We start from the raw sequence: 19866 nt of genomic DNA on the forward strand, positions 1-19866 counted from the left end.
GGCGCTACGCGCATTCTCACAACGGCGTGGCGCAGATCAATCCGCTTCCCACATCCACGTGTGGTCGGTCGCCCGATGCGATCGCCGACGCGAGCACTTCTTTCCAGATCGCATGCGTCTCCGCGTTGGGGCCGTGAACCCGCACGAGCGCCGCACCCAGCGCCGCGAGAAGCCGAAGCCGCGCGCGCTGGCGTGGCAACGCATGCGCGGAGTCGTCCGCAGGCGCAATGGCAGCAAGCGCGCGCCGCGCCCACGTGCAACACTCGTCGATCAGCGACAGCTCATAGAACAGAAAGACGGCATTGACGGGCAGCGTTTCGCGTAATGCTTCGTCGCCCTCTTCGGACAACACCCAGCCCAGCGCCGCACGAATCTCGTCGAGCAGCGCGGGAATCCCGCTGCGCCAGCGTTCGCCAGCGCAATGACCCGCTGCGCGCGCGTTGCCGTCGATCACCGTGGACAGATAGCGCGCATGATTCAACGCGACGACGCGGCGCTCGCCGTTATCGTCGAGCTTCTGCCGTGCGTACATGCGCGTCGTTTCGAGCAGCCGGAACGATGCGGTGCCCGGCCCGGTACTCGCGACCACCAGCGACTTTTCGACTAGCGCCGCCATTGCCGCGACCACGTCCAGCTCGCGCGTTTCATGATCGGCCGCGATCGCAATCGCGGCTTCGAGCGGAAAGCGGTCCGCGAAAATGCCGACCCGGCGCAAGGTCTTGCGTTCGGCTTCGTCGAGCAGCGCGTGGCTCCAGTCGAGCGTCGCCTTTAGCGTTTGGTGGCGCGGCAACGCGGTGCGCGTGCCGCCCGTCAACATGCCGAAGCGGTCGTCAAGATGCGCGGCCAACGTGTCGATGCCGAGCAGCGCCGCACGGGCCGCGGCAAGCTCGATCGCCAGCGGAATGCCGTCGAGCCGCCGGCACACCATGCCCGTCACGTGGAGGCTCGCGTCGTCGGCGGCGAAGCGCGCGTCGATCGCGCGGGCGCGTATCAGGAACAGGCTCACGGCGCTGCAGCGGCGCACGCGCGGGGTATCGTCGTTCGGCTCGGGCACGTCGAGCGCGGATACCCAGTACAACGATTCAGACGGAATGCGCAACGGCTCGCGGCTCGTCGACAGCATGCGCAAGCGCGGGCATGCGTTCAGCAGATGGTTTGCAAGCTGCGCGGCCACGTCGATTACATGCTCGCAGCCGTCGAGCACGATCAGCATGCGCCGACCGCCGATCGCCTCGACGATGCGCTCGCGCGTCGAACAACCGCATTCAGGCGGCACGCCGAGCACGGATGCCATCATCGCCAGCACGCTGCTCATGTCGGACGCCGAACCCAAGGACACGAAATAGACGCCGCCCGGCGCGTGCTCCAGCAGGCGGCGCGCGACCTCGATCGCGACGCGCGTCTTGCCGATGCCGCCCGAGCCGACCAGCGTCACGTGACGCGCGCTGCGCAGCATGGTACTGACATGCGCAGTCGCTTCATCGCGGCCGACGAGCACGGAGCCGCACGCAGGCAGATTGTTCGGCACGGCGCTTTGCACGAGCGTGTGATGCGTGTCGTGCAAAGGCGCGCCTTCATCTTCGTGCTGCACGCAGGCAGCAGAGCCGACGAGCCGGTAGCCGCGCCCCGCAATCGTCTTGATCAGGTCGCGGCTGTCGCCGAGCAGCTTGCGCAGCGCCGACATATGCACCTGAAGGTTGTTGTCGCCGACCACCGAGTCCGGCCACACGCGCTCCAGAATCGTTTCCTTCGACACCAGTCCGCCCTGCGCCTCGATCAGCAGTTCGAGTATGTCGAACGCACGATTCCCGATGCGCACGGCCATGCCGTCGACGCGTGCTTCACGGCGCGCGAGATCGATGTCGAGCGGTCCGACGCGGGTCATGAGTGGATCGCGCACGCATGCGCGTGCAACGCTTCACGGCATACGCCGTTGAGTCGTAGTCGAAAGGAATCGCGGATAGAGCAAGACACAATGCGTAGCATGCTGCATACCGAATGATGTGCTTGGCAGTCTAGAACGGCGCGGCTGATGCATGGGTGGAAAAATCCGAACGATCTGTTCGAAAATTTTGAAGGCGTTGCAAGGGCATTCATTGCGAGGGTCCCGCATGAAGCCCTCATCAAAGCGAAGGCGTGTTGGCAGGCACCCATCGGTACGTCGCGCCGTCCTTGCGGATATGCACAAGACCGGGAAACACGATGTGCGCGGCCGCGACGAGTTCGCGCCGCGCGCAACGCATGAAGACGGATCATTGATGTTCACTCACTCGCTGCGACATGCGTCGAAGCATAGCGAGTCTGTCGAATCGCGGCCGCTAATTGTTGTTAACTGTTCTGTACAGCCGCGAGGCAATGCGCGAGATAAGCGTGAATCTGACTCACGACGGCCGCGCCGTCGCCCACGGCGGACGCCACGCGCTTGGTCGATTCGGAGCGCACGTCGCCGACCGCGAACATGCCGGGCAAGCTGGTTTCGAGCGGGTAGTGAATGCCCGTACCGCCTTGCGTTTGCGAGCGCCGCGCGAAGCCCGTCACGACGAAACCGTGGCTATCCAGTTCGACGCCGCTCGACATGAGCCAGTCGGTCTTCGGATCGGCGCCGATGAATAGGAACAGGTGACGCGTCTCAATCGTCTCGTCGCCCTCTTCTTCGCGCCGCACATGGACATGCGTCAATCCCGCCTCGTCGCCTTCGAGCGTCTGCAGCGTGCAGCGCGTACACACCGAGACGTTCGGCAACGAGCCGATGCGATCGATCAGATACTTCGACATGCTCGCATTCAGATCCGCGCCGCGAATCAGCACGCGAATGCTGCGCGCGAAGTTGGCGAGAAACACGGTGGCCTGGCCCGCAGAATTGCCGCCGCCGATCAGCACGATGTCCTGCCCCTTGACCAGCTTGGCCTCGATGGGAGACGCCCAGTAGTAAATACCGTTCCCTTCGAACCGGTCGAAGCCCGCGACGCCCGGCTTGCGATACGCCGCGCCGCTCGCGACGACAACCGTGCGCGCATTGACGCGCTGGCCGTCGAGCAGCGTCAACCCGTGAACGCCGTCTTCGCTGTCGACGCACGTGACCTTGCCGGGAATCGCCAGATGCGCGCCAAACTTCAACGCCTGCTGGAACGCGCGCGCGGCGAGCGCCTGGCCCGAGATGCCCGTCGGAAAGCCGAGGTAGTTCTCGATCCGCGAACTCGCGCCCGCCTGCCCGCCCGGCGCGCGCTGGTCGAACACGGCAACGGACAAACCCTCCGTGGCCGCATACACGGCGGCAGCCAGTCCCGCCGGACCTGCGCCGACGATCGCGACGTCGTACACATGCGAGCGCTCGAAGGTCGGCACGAGGCCGAGGCACGACGCGAGTTGCGCTTCGTCGGGTGCGCGCAGCACGGAGCCGTTCGGGCAGAACACCAACGGGAAATCGTCGGGGCCTGTCGTGATGCCTGCGAGCAGCGTGACGGCCTCGGCGTCGTGACGCGCGTCGATCACCATCGCGGGGTAGGCATTGCGGCGCAGGAAGCCCTGCAACCGGACGAGGCGCGCATCGTCGCCATTGCCGACGATGATCGGCCCGAGCCCCTGCTCGATCAGTCCCAGCCTGCGCAGAATCAGCGCGCGCATGATGTGCTCGCCGAGTTGCGCGTCGGCGACGATCAACGCGCGCAGTTTGTCGGGCGACACCACGAGCGTTTCGCAATCGGTCAGCGCGATGCCGTCGATCAACGCCGGCTTGCCCGACAACTGCGCCATCTCGGCCATGAAATGGCCGTCGTCGTGCTCGGTCACGAGCGTCGATCGGCCGAAGCTGTCGCGTGAACAGATTCGCACGCGCCCGTGCAACAGCACGAACAGCCCCAGTGCGATGCGCCCCGTTTCGAAGATCAGCTCGCCCGCCTTGAACGACATCGGCTGCGCGAAGCGGCGCAGGCTCGCGATCTGCGCGGCGGACAAGCGCGGAAACATCTGATGCTGGCGGAACTCCAGCGACGAATACGGCATCGCCAGATCCGGCGCGCCCGCATCGGGCTGGGTGGACAGAAGATCTGGAGGGTTGATCGCCGGGGTATTCATGACTTTGCTTTGCCTTGACTGAATGTGTTGACGCGAGCGGCCGCTAGTGGGGCCACTCCGATCCCAGCACCAGCCCGCAAAAATTCAGGCGCCGGTAGTCCGGGTCCCATCTGTCGAGCACGTCCGCGTTGACCGTGCCGAACGTCGTTTCGGGGCGATGCTCCATGCCGCGCGCGTACGCTTCGATCAGCTTCGTCTTGAAGCCGCGTTCGCGCGGAAACGCCTGCACGATGTCGTCGCGCTGCTGCGCCATGAACTCGTGATAGCGCGCGCCGCGCACGTCCATGTGGACGCCGGCGCTGAGCAGCGCGACGAGCGGCGACATGTGTTCGGGAATGCCCGGCGTGGTATGCAGCGCGATCGCGGTCCACACTTGCGCCGTCGCGGATTCGTCGGTGCGATGACTGCGCAGAAACTCACGCGCCGCGTTTGCGCTGTCGATCTCGAAGCGGTTCGGCGAATGGCGATACCGCTCGTTCAGCCCGACGTTGTGAAAAAGCGCGCTGACGTACAGCAGTTCCATATCGAATGCGAGCGCGTCTTTGCAGCCTATCAACGCAGCGAACAGAAACACGCGCAGCGCGTGACGCAACAACAACTCGGGTTCGATACCGCGAACATGCTCGAAAGCCGCGCGAGCCAGCACGCCGTCGGGAATGTCGACGCCGGCAACGTTCTTGTTCATGTTGACTCCTCCGCGCCGGATGATGTCCGGCCATGTGCTCCAATGCACCTTGCAGCGTAGCAATGCGGAGTGAAGAATACTTTGTCGAAGCATTAAAAAACCTGAATACACGCGATGAAATTTGCGTGCTTCAACGCAGGATTTCCCTGCTTTTTAGGGCCTGCCATGCCCACGGCATCGCGCGACGCGTGGCGCGAAACACATTGCGTTTCCACTAAACACATTGCTGCTGGCCGTGTAGGCGGATGCGTCGCGCGCGGTTTCGGCCTTTAATTTTCCTGAAAGCGCCGCTTTGCGAGGCGGACGAAGTCTACCCGTCGCGTCACGCATTTTTGGTTGCGTCCAGCGCAATGCGGGATTGCAGCGCGGACGGATTCATCAAGCTGAGCGCAACGGATCAGGTATCCACAGCGAATCGTGCCCGCCGCCCTATACCAACGTATGAGGCCCTGACTACTTGGATTAAGCAGACGTCCCAACGTACGATGGTTCATTCCGTCGCCTCGGTCTATCTTTGTCTCAAGCGGCAAAAAGTCGTATTCCGCACAAGACAAAACGGATCAGACAGCACGAGGTGAACGGTTCCATGGACAAGATCTTGAGCATGCGTATTTTCTCGCGCGTCGTCGAGTCGGGCAGCTTCAGCGCGGTGGCAGACCACATGAACTGCAGCACGGGCAGTGTGTCGCGCGCCGTGTCGTCGCTCGAAGACCATCTGCACGCGCGACTCCTGCAACGTACGACGCGCAAGGTTTCGCTGACGGAACCGGGCGAGCGCTACTACCAGAAGTGCAAGAAGATCCTCGCCGATCTGGAAGACGCCGAAGCCGAAGCGGGCGACGCGCATACCAGCGCGCGCGGCACGCTGCGGATTCACTGCGTGACGGATCTCGGCCTCGCGCAACTGACGCACTCCATTCTCGAGTATCGCAAGCGCTTTCCGACCGTTGCGGTGCAGTTGAAGTTTCTGCCGCGCATGGCGAATCTGCTCGAAGACGAAGTGGATGTGTCGATCGTCGCCGCGCCGACGCTGCCCGACTCGCGCAACGTCTGCAAGCTGATCGGCCACTGCGAGCGCGTGCTGGTCGCGTCCCCTGCCTTTCTTCAGACGCATCGGATCGAAACCGCGATCGATCTCGACGAGCACGCGCTGACGCCGATGCCGTTTCGTGTCGAGCCGAACGGCCATCCGGTGAAACTCAGCCTCGTGAAGCCGACGGGACAGTCGACAGGTCAGGAAGGCGCCGGCCAGTTCGCGATCAACGACACCGAGGCGATCCGCATTGCGACGCTGGCGGGCGCGGGCGTCGCGGCATTGCCGGTGCATTGCGTGATCGACGACATTCGCAATGGAAGGCTGCTTCAGTTATTCCCCGAATCGCGCCTTCAAAATACGAGCGTTTTCGCCGTTTATTCAAGCCGGCACCATATCGACGCGAAGATCAAGACCTTCATCGATTTTATGACGTCGCATCTGAGAGAGGCGCTCGACACCCGCCTTTTAAACGAGCACCAACATCAAACCTTCAGCCGTGTAGCGCGCGTAATGGAGAATGCATGATGCGCACCATCGCCTTTCCTTTTTTCCGGCCCAGCTATGCGATCGCCGCGTGTAGCGTTGCGTTGGCTGCGACCTGCGCGTATCAGGCGCCGGGCATCATGCAGGCGATTCTCGTGGTCGGCGCGAATGCGCAATTGCCGCTCGAACGGCTGGCCGCCGAAGCCGGTAAGCCAACGCCCGTATCGGCTACGGATGTTTCGTCGCCGTGGAAGGAACATGTGCCCGCGCGAGCGCGGCCCGCGATGCAAAAGCTCGACAGTTTCGGCGAGCCTGCGCGCGACCGGCACGCGCATCGTGGCGTGTTTGGATACCAGCGCCGCGTGACCGATTCCAGGCACTGGACGTAACCTCGCAGTTCATTTTCTTGCTTGGAAAAGCGGGCGATTTGTGTCAGACAAATCGCCCGCTTTTTTTCATTCGTGATGAAAAGCGATTTGCGTTTCCCCATTGTCCGACCGCTAAAACAAGGTATCAAACGAATCGTTCGCGGGCTCAATCACCTCGCAACCGGTCAGGCAACTCCGTGTGGAAACAAAACCAGCGGGCAAACAGGCAAGACGCTTTGTTTCCGTGCCCCGATCATTCGCTCAATGACACTGGTTCGAATGGACAGGAAACGGAAATGGGAAAAAAGAAGGTGATCCGCATTTACAGCGACCCCGCAGGCGGTTGGGGCGCGCTCAAGGCAACGGGTGAAGCGCTGACGCTTCAGGGCATCCCCGTCTCCGGCGCGAAGACGCTGTTGCACATGAACCAGCCGCAAGGCTTCGACTGTCCGGGTTGCGCATGGCCCGACCCGAAACACACGTCGTCGTTCGAATTCTGCGAGAACGGCGCGAAGGCCGTCGCGTGGGAAGCGACCGTGAACCGCTGCACGCCGGAGTTCTTCGCCGCGCACAGCGTTTCCGAACTCACCGCATGGGACGACTATGACCTCGAAATGGTCGGCCGCCTCACGCATCCGATGGTCTATGACGCCATCACGGACCGCTATGCGCCCATCAGCTGGGACGGTGCGTTTGCGCTCGTGGGCCGCCATCTGAACGCGCTCGACCATCCCGATCAGGCCGATTTTTATACGTCCGGCCGCGCGTCGAACGAAGCGGCGTTTCTTTACCAGTTGTTCGTCCGCGAATTCGGCAGCAACAACTTTCCCGACTGCTCGAACATGTGCCACGAAGCGACGAGCTTCGGCTTGCCGCAATCGATCGGCGTCGGTAAAGGCACGGTGCTGCTCGAAGACTTCGAACACGCCGATGCGATCTTCATCTTCGGGCAGAACCCCGGCACCAACAGCCCGCGCATGATGAGCGACCTGCATTCGGCGTCGCGCCGCGGCGCGAAGATCGTGTCGTTCAATCCGTTCCGCGAACGCGCGCTGGAGCGCTTCGCGTCGCCGCAAAACCCCGTCGAAATGGCGACACTCGGCTACACGCCGATCAGCACGTTCCTGTATCAGGTCAAGGTAGGCGGCGACGTCGCCGTGCTCAAGGGGATGATGAAGGCTATCGTCGAAGCCGACGACGCCGCGCTCGCCGCCGACAAGCCACGCATCCTCGACATTGAATTCATCGAAGGCCATACGCACGGCATCGATGCGCTGCTTGACGATTTGCGCGCGACATCGTGGGATGCGATCGAACGGCATTCGGGTTTGTCGCGCGCCGATATCGAGAACGCGGCGAACATCTACATGCAGGCCGAGAATGCGATTCTCGTGTACGGCATGGGCATTACGCAACACCATCGCGGCACGGAGAACGTCCAGCAGATAGCAAATCTTGCGCTGCTGCGTGGCAACGTCGGCCGCGAGGGCGCGGGCATCTGCCCAGTGCGCGGACATTCGAACGTGCAAGGCAATCGCACGGTCGGCATTACGGAGAAGCCGAACAAGGGCTTGATTGAAGGCATCGAACGCGCCTTTGGGTTTCGCCCGCCGAGCAACCACGGCAACGACGTAATCGCAACGCTCGAAGCGATGATGCGCGGGGACGCGAAAGTGTTCATCGGGTTGGGCGGCAATTTTGCGGCTGCGATTCCCGACTGGGTCCGCATGCAGGAAGCGATCCGCAAGCTCGACCTGACCGTACACATCGCGACGAAGCTCAATCGCAGCCATCTCGTACATGGCAAGGCAGCGCTGATTCTGCCGTGCCTCGGCCGCACGGAGATCGACATTCAGGCGGGAGGTCCGCAGTCGATCACCGTCGAAGATTCGATGTCGATGGTGCATGCGTCCGCTGGCCGCAACGAGCCTGCGTCGCCGCATCTGATGAGCGAGCCGGCCATCGTCGCGGGCATTGCGCGCGCGACGCTCGGCGAGAAGTCGCGTGTGCCCTGGGAGCAGATGGTCGCGAACTACGACCATATTCGCGACGCGATCGAAATCGTGTTCCCGATTTTCCAGGCGTACAACGAGCGCATCCGTGTGCCGGGCGGCTTCCATCTTACGTCGAACGCGCGCGAACGCGTGTGGGACACGCCGACGGGCCGCGCGAATTTCCTCGTCTTCAAAGGCCTCGACGAAAACCCGTGGCACGACGATCCCGACGCGCTGTGGCTCACCACCATGCGCAGCCACGATCAGTACAACACCACGCTCTATTCGCATTCGGACCGCTATCGCGGCGTGTTCGGCCAGCGCGACGTCGTGTTCATGAATCAGCACGAACTGCAAAAGCGCGGGCTGCATCCGGGCGAGCGCGTCGATATCGTCGCGCTCTCGACGGATGGCATCGAACGCGTTGTCCACAGCTTCAAGGTGGTCGAGTATTCGCTGCCCGACGGATGCTGCGGCGCGTATTACCCCGAGGTGAATCCGCTCGTGCCGCTTTACGCGTTCGATCCGCAAAGCCGCACGCCGTCGTACAAATCGGTGCCCGTGAAGATCGTGCGCGCCGCCGCTGTCGGTCCCGAGTCCGCGACGCGCGCCATCGTCGTGCAAGCCGCGCCGCAATCCGAGGAGGCCAGCCATGCTTGATCATGTTGCCAACCTGTCGCGCGCGCAGTTCGCGATGACGGCCATCTTCCATATTTTGTGGCCGATCCTGACCATCAGCCTGTCCGCCTTTCTGTTCCTCGTCGAAGCGCTGTGGATCAAGACGGGCGACGCGATGTTGTACCGTCAGGCGCGCTTCTGGAGCAAGCTGCTGGTGCTGAACTTCGCGGTCGGCGTGGTCAGCGGCATTCCGATGGAGTTTCAGTTCGGCACCAACTGGGCGGGCTTCTCGCAGTACAGCGGCCAGTTCATCGGCAACATTCTCGGCTTCGAAGGCGCGATGGCGTTCATGCTCGAAGCGGGTTTCGTCGGCGTGATGCTGCTCGGCTGGGGACGCGTGCCGCGCGGCGTACACCTGTTCGCAACGGGCATGGTCGCGCTCGGCTCCAGCATCTCCGCGTTCTGGATCATGGTCGCCAACTCGTGGATGCAGACGCCGGCCGGTTACGCCGTCGTCGACGGCAAGATCGAGGTGACCAACTATCTGGCCGCGATCTTCAATCCCGACATGGTGTGGGGCGTGTCGCACATGTGGGTCGCGGCAATCGAAACGGGCATGTTCGTGATCGCGGGCATCTCCGCGTACAACCTGTTCCGCAAGCGCCACCCCGAGTTCTTTGCGCGCTCGTTCAAGATCGCGCTCGCCGTGCTGGTGATCGCCGCGCCGCTGCAAATCTGGCTCGGCGATTCGAGCGGCGTGAGCGTGTTCGAAACGCAGCCCGCGAAGGGCGCGGCGATCGAAGGCCATTGGCACACCAATGCGCCCGGCACGGGCGCGAATTGGTCGCTGCTCGCGTGGCCCGACAAGGCGGCGCAGCGCAACGACTGGTCGCTGGAAGTCCCCGGCATGCTGAGCGTGCTCGGCACGCACTCGCTGCACGGCCAGGTGAAGGGCCTCACCGACTTCAAGCCCGAAGACCAGCCGCCAATGCTTCCCCTGCTCTACTACGCGTTCCGCGTGATGGCGGGCATCGGATTCTGCTTCATGCTGCTGGCGTTCTGGACCGTCTACGCGCTGCGCAAGGCGCGCGGCAGCCTCGATGCGCTGCTTGCGCGCCGCAAGCTGCTGCTCGCGTGGGTGTTGTGCATTCCGCTGCCGTATGTGGCCGTCGAAGCGGGCTGGATCGTGCGTGAAGTGGGACGTCAGCCGTGGGTCGTGTATGGGCTGCTGCGCACGAGCCAGGCGGCATCCACAGTCGCGCCCTCGTCGATCTCGCTGAGCATGGCGATGTTCTTCGCGTTCTATGTCGTGCTGCTCGTCACGTTCTTCGTCCTCGCGCGCCGCTGGCTGCGCACGGGCCCCGATCTGACCAGCGTGCCGCCCGCCATTGTCACAGCGAACGCCGCGCGCGCCGCGACGACGAAATCCATTTCCGGCTATTGATGCCGCGTACTCAGCTCAAGAGGTTGCTTCATGGATAGCTCTACACATTCGTTGCTGGCCTACGTGTGGTTCGGCCTGCTCGGCCTGATGCTGGTCTTCTACGTCGTGACGGACGGCTTCGATCTCGGCGTCGGCATTCTCAGCCTGCTGCGCACGCGGCGCGAAGATCGCGACGTGATGGTCGAGTCGATCGGCCACGTCTGGGACGCGAACGAAACCTGGCTCGTCGTGCTCGGCGGCGGACTGTTCGGCGCGTTTCCGGTTGCGTACGCGCAGCTGATGCAGGATCTCTATCTGCCCATCATGGGGCTGATCGCCGGGCTCATCATGCGCGGCGCGGCGATCGAGTTCCGCCACAGCGTCGAGCATGGTCCGCTGTGGGACAAGGTGTTCGGCATCGGCAGCCTCGTCGCCGCGCTCGCGCAAGGCGTCGTGCTCGGCAAGATCATCACGGGCCTTGTGCCCGGCGAGATGAGCCAGGGGTTCATCGTCGTGGCGGCGATCGGCGTGGTCGCGGGATACGCCCTGCTTGGCGCGACGTATCTGGTGAAGAAAACGGTGGGCATGATCGAGCAATGGTCGCGGCGTCTCGCGCTGCTGAGCGCGGCGCTGACCGTCGCAGCCGCGCTGCTGCTGACCATCGCGACATGGTTCTTCAGCGATGTCGGCCTCGACCGCTGGTCGCAGCCCGGTGTCATGCATGTGCTGATCGCGCTCGGCCTCGCGGCGGCGCTCGCCTTCGCGTTCATCGTGGCGTCGCTGTACATGGGCGCGTCGCGCGGGCCGTTTCGTGGCGCCGTGACGCTGTTCATCGTGTCGTTCGTCGGCCTTGCCGTCAGCCTGTTTCCGGACTTCGTGCCCGGCAAGCTGGGCATCGTGCAGGCCGCTTCCGATTCGCACACGCTCGCGTTCATGCTGGCCGGTATCGGGCTGATCTTCCCTGTGATGATCGGGTACAACCTGTACCAGTACTACATCTTCCGCGGCAAGGTCATTGGCGAAGCGCACGCGGGCGAGTGACGCTTCTTATGTTCGACGATGCGGCCACGCTTTGGGCCGCGTCGGCCTCACATTCCTGGAACACCGTCATGTCCCATTCTTATGTCTTCGTCGACGCAACACCCGCCGCGCAGTTCAGGCCTTTCAGCGAACACGCTGTCGAGGATATTTCGTCGCACCTGAACCCGTTGCTCGCCGATGTGTTCGCGCTGTATCTCAAGACGAAGAACTTTCATTGGCGCATGTTCGGTCCGCAGTTCCGCGACTGTCATCTGCTGCTTGAGGAACAAGGCGAGCGGATCTTCGAAATCACCGATGCGATTGCCGAACGCGTGCGCATGATCGGCGGCACGACGCTGCATTCGATCAGCGATATCTCGCGCCTGCAACGGCTCGCCGAAAGTGATGTGCCCGCCCTGCCGCCGCAACAGATGCTCGCCGAGTTGCGCGCGGACAACCTGCGGCTCGCGGCTTTCATGCTGAGCGCGCACGCGGCCTGCGAAAAGCATCACGACGTCGCGACGGCGAGCCTGCTGGAGAACTGGATCGCCGACGCGCAGCGGCGCGCGTGGATTCTCCTCGAAGCGATGCGTTAATCGATCGCTGGTCGCGCGAGCATCAACCTTTCCAGCCTTCGAGAAAGTCGACCAGAATCCGGTTGACGATCTCCGGCTGCTCTTCATGCGGCAGATGTCCGGCGCGCGGAATCGCGTGCGTCACGACATCGCGCGCCATGCCCTTCCAGACGTTCTCCATGTCGAACATCTGGCCCACCGCATAGAACGCCTCGCCCCACAGCGCAAGCGTCGGCGCTTCGATCAGCACGTCGGCATCTTCCTTGTCCTGCGCAACGTCGACGGCGTTCGCGCGATAGTCCGCCATCGCGCCACGCACCGCGCCGGGCGCTTCGTACGCGCGCACATAGGTCTCGAATGCCTCGCCCGAAATCGCGTTCGGGTCATAGCACCAGTCCGAGAAGAAATGCCGCAGCCACGCGCGCTCCTTGCCTGCGATCAACGTCTCCGGCAGGTCGGGCACCTGGTGGAACAGGAAGAACCAGTACGCGCGCGCGATCTTCGCGTCGATCGCTTGCGCGACGATGCGCGTCGGCACGTTGTCCATCACGACGAGACGGTCCAGCGCTTCGGGATGATCCTTCGCAAAGCGCGTCGCCACGCGCGCACCGCGATCGTGCCCGACGAGCGCCACGCGTTCGATCGACAGTTCGCTCAATAACGCGCGCAAGTCGTTCGCCATGGTCCGCTTGTCGTAGCCGCTCGCGGGCTTGTCAGTTTCGCCGTAGCCGCGCAGATCCGGCGCAATCACGCGATGGTGCTGCGCGAGCACGGGAATCTGATGCCGCCACGCATGATTCGTTTCGGGAAAACCGTGCAGCAGCACGACGGGCGCGCCTTCGCCGGCTTCGACATAGTGCTGGCGAATGCCGTTTGCAGTGACCGTGTGACGCGTGAGATCGATCGTGTTCGTCATGACTGATTCTCCAATGGTGATCCGGTCGATGCCGGTTGAGAATCAGTCTATTGAGCAGGCGGCCTGTGATTAAGCCTGGGACGGGGATAAAGAGTCTTGATGGCGCTGCGGGTAATCGCGTCGATTCAGGCCCGTTTTGCAGCGGGCTCCACTGTGCGGCTCACGGCGTCGATACGTTCGCGGGCGCTTTCGAGCGCGGGCGTCAACGTCGAACGCAAGTGATCTAGCAACGTGCGGACTTTCGCCTCCAGATAGCGCCGCGAAGGATACACGGCGTACACCGTGAACGGCTTGAGCCTGTACTGCGGCAACACACGTACCAGATTGCCGGAGATGAGATCGTCGACAGCGGAATACGTTGCGAGCGTACCGATACCCGCACCGTCGAGCAGCATTGCGCGCATCACGTCGGGCGCGTTGACCTGCAGCGGCGCGTGCGCGAGGGTGATCACCTGAGTGTCATGCGCGCTTTCGAGGTGCCATTCGTCGGCCGGCGAAACGGGTGTTTCGAGCTTGAGCAGCGTATGCGCGGCGAGGTCGTCGGGCGTGAGCGGCATGCCGTGCTGCTTCACGTAGCCGGGCGAAGCGACCATCAACGACCACGCGGAACCGAGCGACTGCGCGACATAGGCGGAATCGGGAAGCTGCGTCGCCGAGATCAATGAGACGTCATAGCCGTCCTCGACAAGATTCGGCATGCTCTGTTCGATCTTCAGCTCGACGGATACATGAGGGTACGCGCGCTGGTAGCTGACCAGCGCCGCCGCCACCGTGCTTTGCGCAAGGCCAGGCGCGCAATGCAGCCGCACCTTGCCTGCTGGCGACATGCTCGCGTTGCGTGCCTCGTCTGTTGCCGCATCGAGGTCCGCGAGGATCGCCTTCGCGCGTTCGTAGAAGCGGGTGCCCGCTTCCGTCAGCGAAAGGTGGCGTGTCGTGCGATGCAGCAGCGCCGTCTGCAACTGCTCTTCGAGCGTCGTGACCGCGCGCGAAATCTGCGCGGCCGTTACGTCGTTCTCTTTCGCAACCGCGGTGAACGAACCCGTCTCGACCACCCGCGCGAATACGCGCATGCTGCCGACGATATCTGCCATTCGCTGACCCACCAGGCAAAGTGACTATCCCATCCCGCACGACACGCCCGTTCACGGCCGCATCGCGCCCCAAGGCGGGGACTATGCCATACGCGCCGCGTCATTCGCATTGCAGGGGACATCGCGCGTCGCCGTCATCGCGCGACGCGCGCCGTTCAGAGCGTGTCGGCGTCGCGCAGGACGGAAGCCAGAATCATCGCATCGCCATTGACGGGCGTGGGCCGCGGATTCGGCTTGTACACGGCGTCGCCGGGGCGGATGGCCTGGCCGCTCATCGCGCAGAAGCCCGGCATGCGGGCGCGCGCCATGCGCCAGACCTGATCGCCGAAACAGCCGCGTGTCGAATCGCGCCACGCGATGGTGGCCGTCGAAGGCGTGGGGCGATCGATCAGCGTCACCTGCGCGCCCACGGGCTCATCCGTGCTGCGCGTCTTGTGACGCGGCTGCGCTGCGGCTTCCGCGACTGCCATCAGGCGCGAAGTCGTCCCTAGCAGACCGATGGTCTGGGTCCATGGGTCCATCACGTTTGCGTTTGCCAGCATGTCGAAACTCCTGTGGAAAGCGATCGGTTCGGGCGAGGCTTGGGGACTGTCTGAAGTACGGGACGACGCTTTAGCGCGCGTCGCTGGTCTTTTCTTTCCAGCGATGCGGCGTTTCGCCGACGAACTTCTTGAACACGGTCGTGAAGTGGGCCTGGGAGCGGAATCCGCAGCTCAGCGCGACGTCCATCACGTTGTGTTTCGATGTCACGAGCAGATGCTGCGCATGCTCGACGCGCCGGCGCAGCAGATACTCATGCGGGCGCACGCCCGTTGCGCGGCGGAATTGCGCAGCGAAATGCATGCGCGTGAGGCCGGCGCTCGCCGCGATGTCGGCAAGGCCGATGGGTTCGGCGAGATGGGCCTCGACGAATTCGATCACGCGGTTCATGCGCCACTGCGGCAGCGGCGCGGCCTCGCGCGAACGGCGCGTAGCACCGGCGAAATGACGCCCGACGACATGCGACACGATCGCGAGGCTGACGCTGTCGGTGAACATCTTGCCGAGCGCGGCGTCGTTGCTCTGCGAGACGGCCAGCGCCTGGCCCAGACGCTCGAGCACGGGGTCGCGGATCAGATCGGGATCGTCGAGCACGATGTCGGCGTCGCGCGAGTGCTGGAACAGGTCCTGATAGCACTCGGCGAGCACCTGCTGCGACACGAACAGATGAAGCACATCAGCGGACGACGAGAACACGGCGCGGGTCGGCACGCCCGGCGCGGTGACCTGAACGGCGCCTGCCGTCAGACGGCCGTGTACGAGCCGGCGACCGGCGTGATCGAAGGTGAGCGCCGCGCACTTCAGGTTCAGGCCGATGCAGTGATCGGCGACACTGCCTTCATTCGACACTTCGAGCGGCGCGTCGCCGCAGTGGGTCCAGCGCATGACGACGACGTTGTCGCGCTGTGTCGCGGCGTCGTGCGTGGACGCGTTCATGCGGCGCCATTGCTGCTCGGCGACGATGGGGGATGCCTGGCGGCGCGACACGACATCGGCAAGCGGAGCGGGCAGGTCGATCAGTGTGGTGGTCATGGCAGGTTCTTCCGGTTTCAGTGATTTGATTGCGGCGCAAATAACGCTGCCGCGATGGAATCAAAGTTAAACGGATGGGCCTGGCGCGACTAGCCGTACATAGGGTTGCCGGTGCAGTCGAATGGTTGCGTCAACCTATATGAAGGTTTAATACCGGGTGGGGCGCGCGGGGGCGCGGGGGTTGTTGTTTTGTTGGTTTGGCGGCGCCGGGGTGGTTTTTGGGGGTTTTCGATGGTGTTCGCGTTGTGGCGGCTTGCCTGGGGTTTGCGATGGCATTCGCGTTGTGGCGGTTTGCCTGGGGTTTCGATGGCATACGCGTTGTGGCGGTTTGCCTGGGGTTTCGCTGGCATCCGCGTTGTGGCGGTTTGCCTGGGGTTTCGCTGGCATCCGCGATTTGCTTTCGTGCTTCACGCGTCGCCCCTGTGCGGGGCGGCACCTACTTTTCTTTGCCGCCGCAAAGAAAAGTAGGCAAAAGAAAGCGGCTAACACCGCCAGCCCTTGTGTTTGCCTGAGGGACCCCAACCGGTCTTATGCTTCACACGGCAGCCTTTCTGTTTGCGTGCGTTGCCAACGCTTTGAATGAGCGCCTCACCCACTTCAGACGCCCGTACAAGGGCCAGCGGTAGCGAATGGTATGTGCCGCCCAGGTGGCAAACTGTGTGTAGGTTGTCGCGGCGTAGAGCCTGGCGCTCTTACAGGGTGGGACGTGTGCGCTATCGGTTCGAAGTGAGGCGTGCGAGGCACTACGGCCTACACACAGTTTGCCACCTGGGCGGCGGTGGACTATCTGGCACGGCATGGTAAAGCGCGGGTGCGTGAAGCGGGTGAGGCGCAGCGCAAGAGCGCTGGCAACGAACATGGGTCACGTGATTGCCGTGTGAAGCGTAAGACCCTGTGGGGGCCCTCAGGCAAAAACTAGCACTGGCGGTGTTAGCCGCTTTCTTTTGCCTACTTTTCTTTGCGGCGGCAAAGAAAAGTAGGTGCCGCCCCGCACAGGGGCGACGCGTGAAGCACGCTAACGAATCGCGGATGCCAGCGAAACTCAGGCAAACCACCATAACGGCGAATGCCATCAAAGCCCCACAAGCACCCCCAACCCAACGTCGAAGACAAACCAAAACCTCAAGACCCGCGCTGCGTCCGCGTCGACGCCCCGGCCTCCAACGACTTAACCCCCAACGCTTCCGCCTTAAGAACAAAATCAGCCAACGACCGGGACTCCATTTTCTTCATAGCCTGCCCGCGATGAATCTTCACAGTGATCTCACTAAGATTCATCTCAGCAGCGATCTGCTTATTCATAAGCCCGCTAGCAACAAAAGCCATAACTTCACGCTCTCGCGGCGTCAGCGACTCATACCTTTTCCGCAAATCAGAAACCGAACGTTCGGACTTTCTCCGCTCCTCATCTTTAGCGAGCGCAGTCGCAACCGCATCCAGCATGTCCTGATCCCGAAACGGCTTAGCCAGAAAATCCATCGCGCCGGCCTTCATCGCCTTCACAGACATCGCAATATCGCCATGCGCAGTCATAAAGATAATCGGCACATGCACATTGCCAGCAGCAATCTGCTCCTGCACAGCGAGCCCGCTCTGCCCCTTCAGCCGAACATCGAGAATCAGGCAACTGGGAATATCAGGCTTGTCCAACGACAAAAACTCCTGCGCAGACGCAAAAGCCTCAACCCGCAAACCCACCGACCGCAGCAGCATCGTGACGGCCGCGCGCATCGAATCGTCGTCGTCGACGACATAAACGATCGACTGATTCGGGTCGTTCATTTCATCACTGCTCATCGCACGTTCCTTTATCGATCGGCAATACGAATTGCATCGTCGCGCCCTGTCCTTCCTCAGACTCGGCCCAGATACGTCCGCCGTGCGCCTCGACGATGGACCGGCAGATCGACAGCCCCATGCCCATGCCGTCCGCCTTGGTCGTGAAGAACGCGTTGAAGAGCCGCCCCACGTTCTCCTCGCTGATGCCCGTTCCCGAATCTTCTATGGAGACCTGCCCATGATGTCCGTCCACGACGCTCGTTGCGATGCGCATGCGCCGCGCCCGTCCCGTCATGCCCGTCATCGCCTGCACGCCATTCATCACGAGATTGATGACCACCTGCTGAAGCTGCACGCGGTCACCGCACACGAACGGCGGCGGCTCCGCGTAGCAGGCTTCCAGATCGACCCGCGCGGCGTCCAGCTCGCGCCGCACAAGCTCGATTGATTCTCTCACGATACCGTTCAGATCGAGCACCGCCTGGCTCGGATCGCGCTTCTGCGCCATCGAGCGTATCTGGCGGATCACGTCGCTGGCGCGCTTCGCGTCGCGCACCATCTGGTTGATCGACTGGCCGACTTCGCCGAGATCGGGCTTCGCGCGGTTCAGCCAGCGCGTCGCGGCGTCGCCCGCCGTGACGATCGCGGCGAGCGGCTGCGTGACTTCATGCGCGATCGACGCAGCGAGTTCGCCAAGCATCGTCACGCGCGTGACATGCGCGAGTTCCGCCGTCGAGCGGTCGAGCGCGTCCTGCGCGAGCTGGCGTTCCGTCACGTCCATCAGCGCGCCCACGTATTCGATGCTGTCCGACCGCGGCACGGCCAGATGCGCGACGTAATGTACGTACTTGATCCGCCCGTCGGGCATCTGCAGCCGGTGTTCGTTGTCGATGTACGGCGCGCCCGACAACGCCGATTCGTACGCTTCGCGCACCAGCGCGATATCGTCGGGATGCGTCCGCGCGAGAACCAGCTCAATGCCCGGTGTGTAGTCGGGCGCATATTCGAAGATCCGGTACACCTCGTCGGACCACCACATCTCGCCTGCGGGCAGGCGCGTCGCGATGCTGCCCGTGCGGCTCAGGCGCTGCGCGTCGGACAGGAAGGCTTCGCTGCGCTCCAGCGCCTGTTCGGCCTGCTTGCGCTCCTCGATATCCGTATTGACGCCATACCAGCGCAGAATCTGGCCGTTCTGATCGCGCAGCGGGTCCGCGCCGATATGCATCCACCGGTACGAGCCGTTGCTCTGGCGGATGCGTGCAACGTTCTCGAACGGCTTGCCCGTGGCAATCGCGCCGCGCCACGCCGCGTGCATCGCCGGCCAGTCATCAGGGTGTACGATCGACGTCCAGACGTCGCCGCTGCCGCCCGTCAGCGTGATGCCAAGCTCGTTCCAGCGGCGGTTGATGTAGCTCAGTTCGCCATCGCGCGACGAACTCCAGACCATGCCGGGAATCGCGTCGATGGTCGCGCGCAGGTCTTCCTGCTGCCGCTGCAACTCGGCTTCCATGCGCTTGCGCATCGTGATGTCGTTGTTGGTCGCGAGTATCGCGCGCGGCTTGCCCTTGTCGTCGCGCCACAGCGCGAAGCGACTCGACACGATGACCGTGCTGCCGTCGCTGCGCACGCGCTCCAGTTCACCTTCCCAGCGGCCCTTGCGCACGACCTCGTCGCGCAGCGCGTCGAGGGGAATGGATGAGCTGGTGCGCGTCAGTTCGTGGATGCGCTGGCCGATCGCCTGCTCGGTCGTCCAGCCGTACAGTTCCTCGGCGCCCTGATTCCAGAAGGTGATGCGGTCGCTCATGTCGTACGCGACGATCGCGTCGTGCGTGAGGTTCAGCAACTGGATCTGCTCCTGCAGCCGCACCGTGTTCGCCTGGTTGCGCAACGCGAGAAACGAAGTCGTACCGATCGCAAGCAGGCTCACGATACCGCGCGCAATCGAGCCGCCCGAATAGTTCTCGTCGTGCGACATCAGGAAGGCGATCACCGTCAGCGCCGCGCACGCGCATGCCGTTGCGACCGTGGCATGCCGCAAGCCCGTCGACGCGACGAGCAGCACGACGACCACATAAAGCACGGCAATGGCGATGTCGAGCGGCGTCAGCGCGTCGATCACGAACACGATCACGCCGACGATGCCCGCAAGAGAAAAGAGAACGCGCGCGTCGCGAGCCGACGTCATGCCTGCGCTCTGACGGAACATCATGACGCCCCGTGAATGCGCGATAT

General features: G+C 63.3%; 15 protein-coding genes. 6 read left to right on the forward strand and 9 right to left on the reverse strand.

Annotated elements, in window-relative coordinates; all coding sequences use genetic code 11:
- Nucleotides 1-16: 16 nt before the first annotated feature.
- From C2L65_RS37835 to C2L65_RS37850, 3 genes are all read right to left on the reverse strand, one after another.
- A complete protein-coding gene (locus tag C2L65_RS37835) occupies nucleotides 17-1885 on the reverse strand; it encodes an ATP-binding protein (RefSeq protein ID WP_233446636.1) in 1869 nt (622 codons plus the stop codon).
- Between the two features lie 443 nt (nucleotides 1886-2328).
- Nucleotides 2329-4074: an FAD-dependent oxidoreductase gene (locus C2L65_RS37845; protein WP_042314922.1), complete on the reverse strand. Its 1746-nt coding sequence runs from the start codon at nucleotides 4072-4074 to the stop codon at nucleotides 2329-2331.
- Between the two features lie 43 nt (nucleotides 4075-4117).
- On the reverse strand, nucleotides 4118-4759 hold the full coding sequence (locus C2L65_RS37850) for an HD domain-containing protein (protein WP_042314921.1): 642 nt from the start codon (nucleotides 4757-4759) through the stop codon (nucleotides 4118-4120).
- Between the two features lie 586 nt (nucleotides 4760-5345).
- Between C2L65_RS37850 and C2L65_RS37855 the strand changes: the two genes are divergently transcribed.
- The 6 genes from C2L65_RS37855 to C2L65_RS37880 all read left to right on the forward strand — a co-directional run bounded on the left by C2L65_RS37855 (nucleotide 5346) and on the right by C2L65_RS37880 (nucleotide 12297).
- Nucleotides 5346-6320, forward strand: coding sequence for a LysR family transcriptional regulator (locus C2L65_RS37855; RefSeq protein WP_042314920.1), 975 nt, complete (start codon nucleotides 5346-5348; stop codon nucleotides 6318-6320).
- On the forward strand, nucleotides 6317-6667 hold the full coding sequence (locus C2L65_RS37860) for a hypothetical protein (RefSeq protein ID WP_233446637.1): 351 nt from the start codon (nucleotides 6317-6319) through the stop codon (nucleotides 6665-6667). Before C2L65_RS37855 ends, C2L65_RS37860 begins: the two co-directional genes overlap by 4 nt.
- A 275-nt stretch (nucleotides 6668-6942) precedes the next feature.
- Nucleotides 6943-9300: an FdhF/YdeP family oxidoreductase gene (locus C2L65_RS37865; RefSeq protein ID WP_042314919.1), complete on the forward strand. Its 2358-nt coding sequence runs from the start codon at nucleotides 6943-6945 to the stop codon at nucleotides 9298-9300.
- Complete coding sequence (locus tag C2L65_RS37870) at nucleotides 9293-10702, forward strand: cytochrome ubiquinol oxidase subunit I (RefSeq protein WP_042314918.1); 1410 nt, start codon at nucleotides 9293-9295, stop codon at nucleotides 10700-10702. Before C2L65_RS37865 ends, C2L65_RS37870 begins: the two co-directional genes overlap by 8 nt.
- A 30-nt stretch (nucleotides 10703-10732) precedes the next feature.
- The gene (locus C2L65_RS37875) at nucleotides 10733-11722 is read left to right on the forward strand and encodes a cytochrome d ubiquinol oxidase subunit II (protein WP_042314917.1); all 990 of its coding nucleotides are present in this window, start codon (nucleotides 10733-10735) and stop codon (nucleotides 11720-11722) included.
- 68 nt (nucleotides 11723-11790) lie between these two features.
- Nucleotides 11791-12297: a Dps family protein gene (locus C2L65_RS37880; protein WP_042314925.1), complete on the forward strand. Its 507-nt coding sequence runs from the start codon at nucleotides 11791-11793 to the stop codon at nucleotides 12295-12297.
- Nucleotides 12298-12319: 22 nt separating this feature from the next.
- Here C2L65_RS37880 and C2L65_RS37885 read toward each other — a convergent pair whose 3' ends face one another.
- The 6 genes from C2L65_RS37885 to C2L65_RS37910 all read right to left on the reverse strand — a co-directional run bounded on the left by C2L65_RS37885 (nucleotide 12320) and on the right by C2L65_RS37910 (nucleotide 19843).
- Entirely contained in the window at nucleotides 12320-13192 is an 873-nt protein-coding gene (locus C2L65_RS37885; protein ID WP_042314916.1) for an alpha/beta fold hydrolase, read from the reverse strand.
- Nucleotides 13193-13317: 125 nt separating this feature from the next.
- Complete coding sequence (locus C2L65_RS37890; RefSeq protein ID WP_042314915.1) at nucleotides 13318-14283, reverse strand: LysR family transcriptional regulator; 966 nt, start codon at nucleotides 14281-14283, stop codon at nucleotides 13318-13320.
- A 155-nt stretch (nucleotides 14284-14438) separates the two neighbouring features.
- Nucleotides 14439-14825 carry a DUF3331 domain-containing protein gene (locus tag C2L65_RS37895; protein ID WP_042314914.1) on the reverse strand — a complete coding sequence of 129 codons (387 nt, stop codon included), beginning with the start codon at nucleotides 14823-14825 and terminating at the stop codon, nucleotides 14439-14441.
- A gap of 70 nt (nucleotides 14826-14895) precedes the next feature.
- Nucleotides 14896-15855 carry an AraC family transcriptional regulator gene (locus C2L65_RS37900; RefSeq protein WP_042314913.1) on the reverse strand — a complete coding sequence of 320 codons (960 nt, stop codon included), beginning with the start codon at nucleotides 15853-15855 and terminating at the stop codon, nucleotides 14896-14898.
- A 1122-nt stretch (nucleotides 15856-16977) separates the two neighbouring features.
- The gene (locus C2L65_RS37905) at nucleotides 16978-17652 is read right to left on the reverse strand and encodes a response regulator transcription factor (protein WP_042315412.1); all 675 of its coding nucleotides are present in this window, start codon (nucleotides 17650-17652) and stop codon (nucleotides 16978-16980) included.
- On the reverse strand, nucleotides 17642-19843 hold the full coding sequence (locus C2L65_RS37910; RefSeq protein ID WP_081921465.1) for a PAS domain-containing sensor histidine kinase: 2202 nt from the start codon (nucleotides 19841-19843) through the stop codon (nucleotides 17642-17644). The genes C2L65_RS37905 and C2L65_RS37910 overlap by 11 nt, the downstream gene beginning before the upstream one ends.
- Nucleotides 19844-19866 lie beyond the last annotated feature (23 nt).

It is taken from the genome of Paraburkholderia terrae, from assembly GCF_002902925.1.
In the GTDB taxonomy this organism is placed as follows: domain Bacteria; phylum Pseudomonadota; class Gammaproteobacteria; order Burkholderiales; family Burkholderiaceae; genus Paraburkholderia; species Paraburkholderia terrae.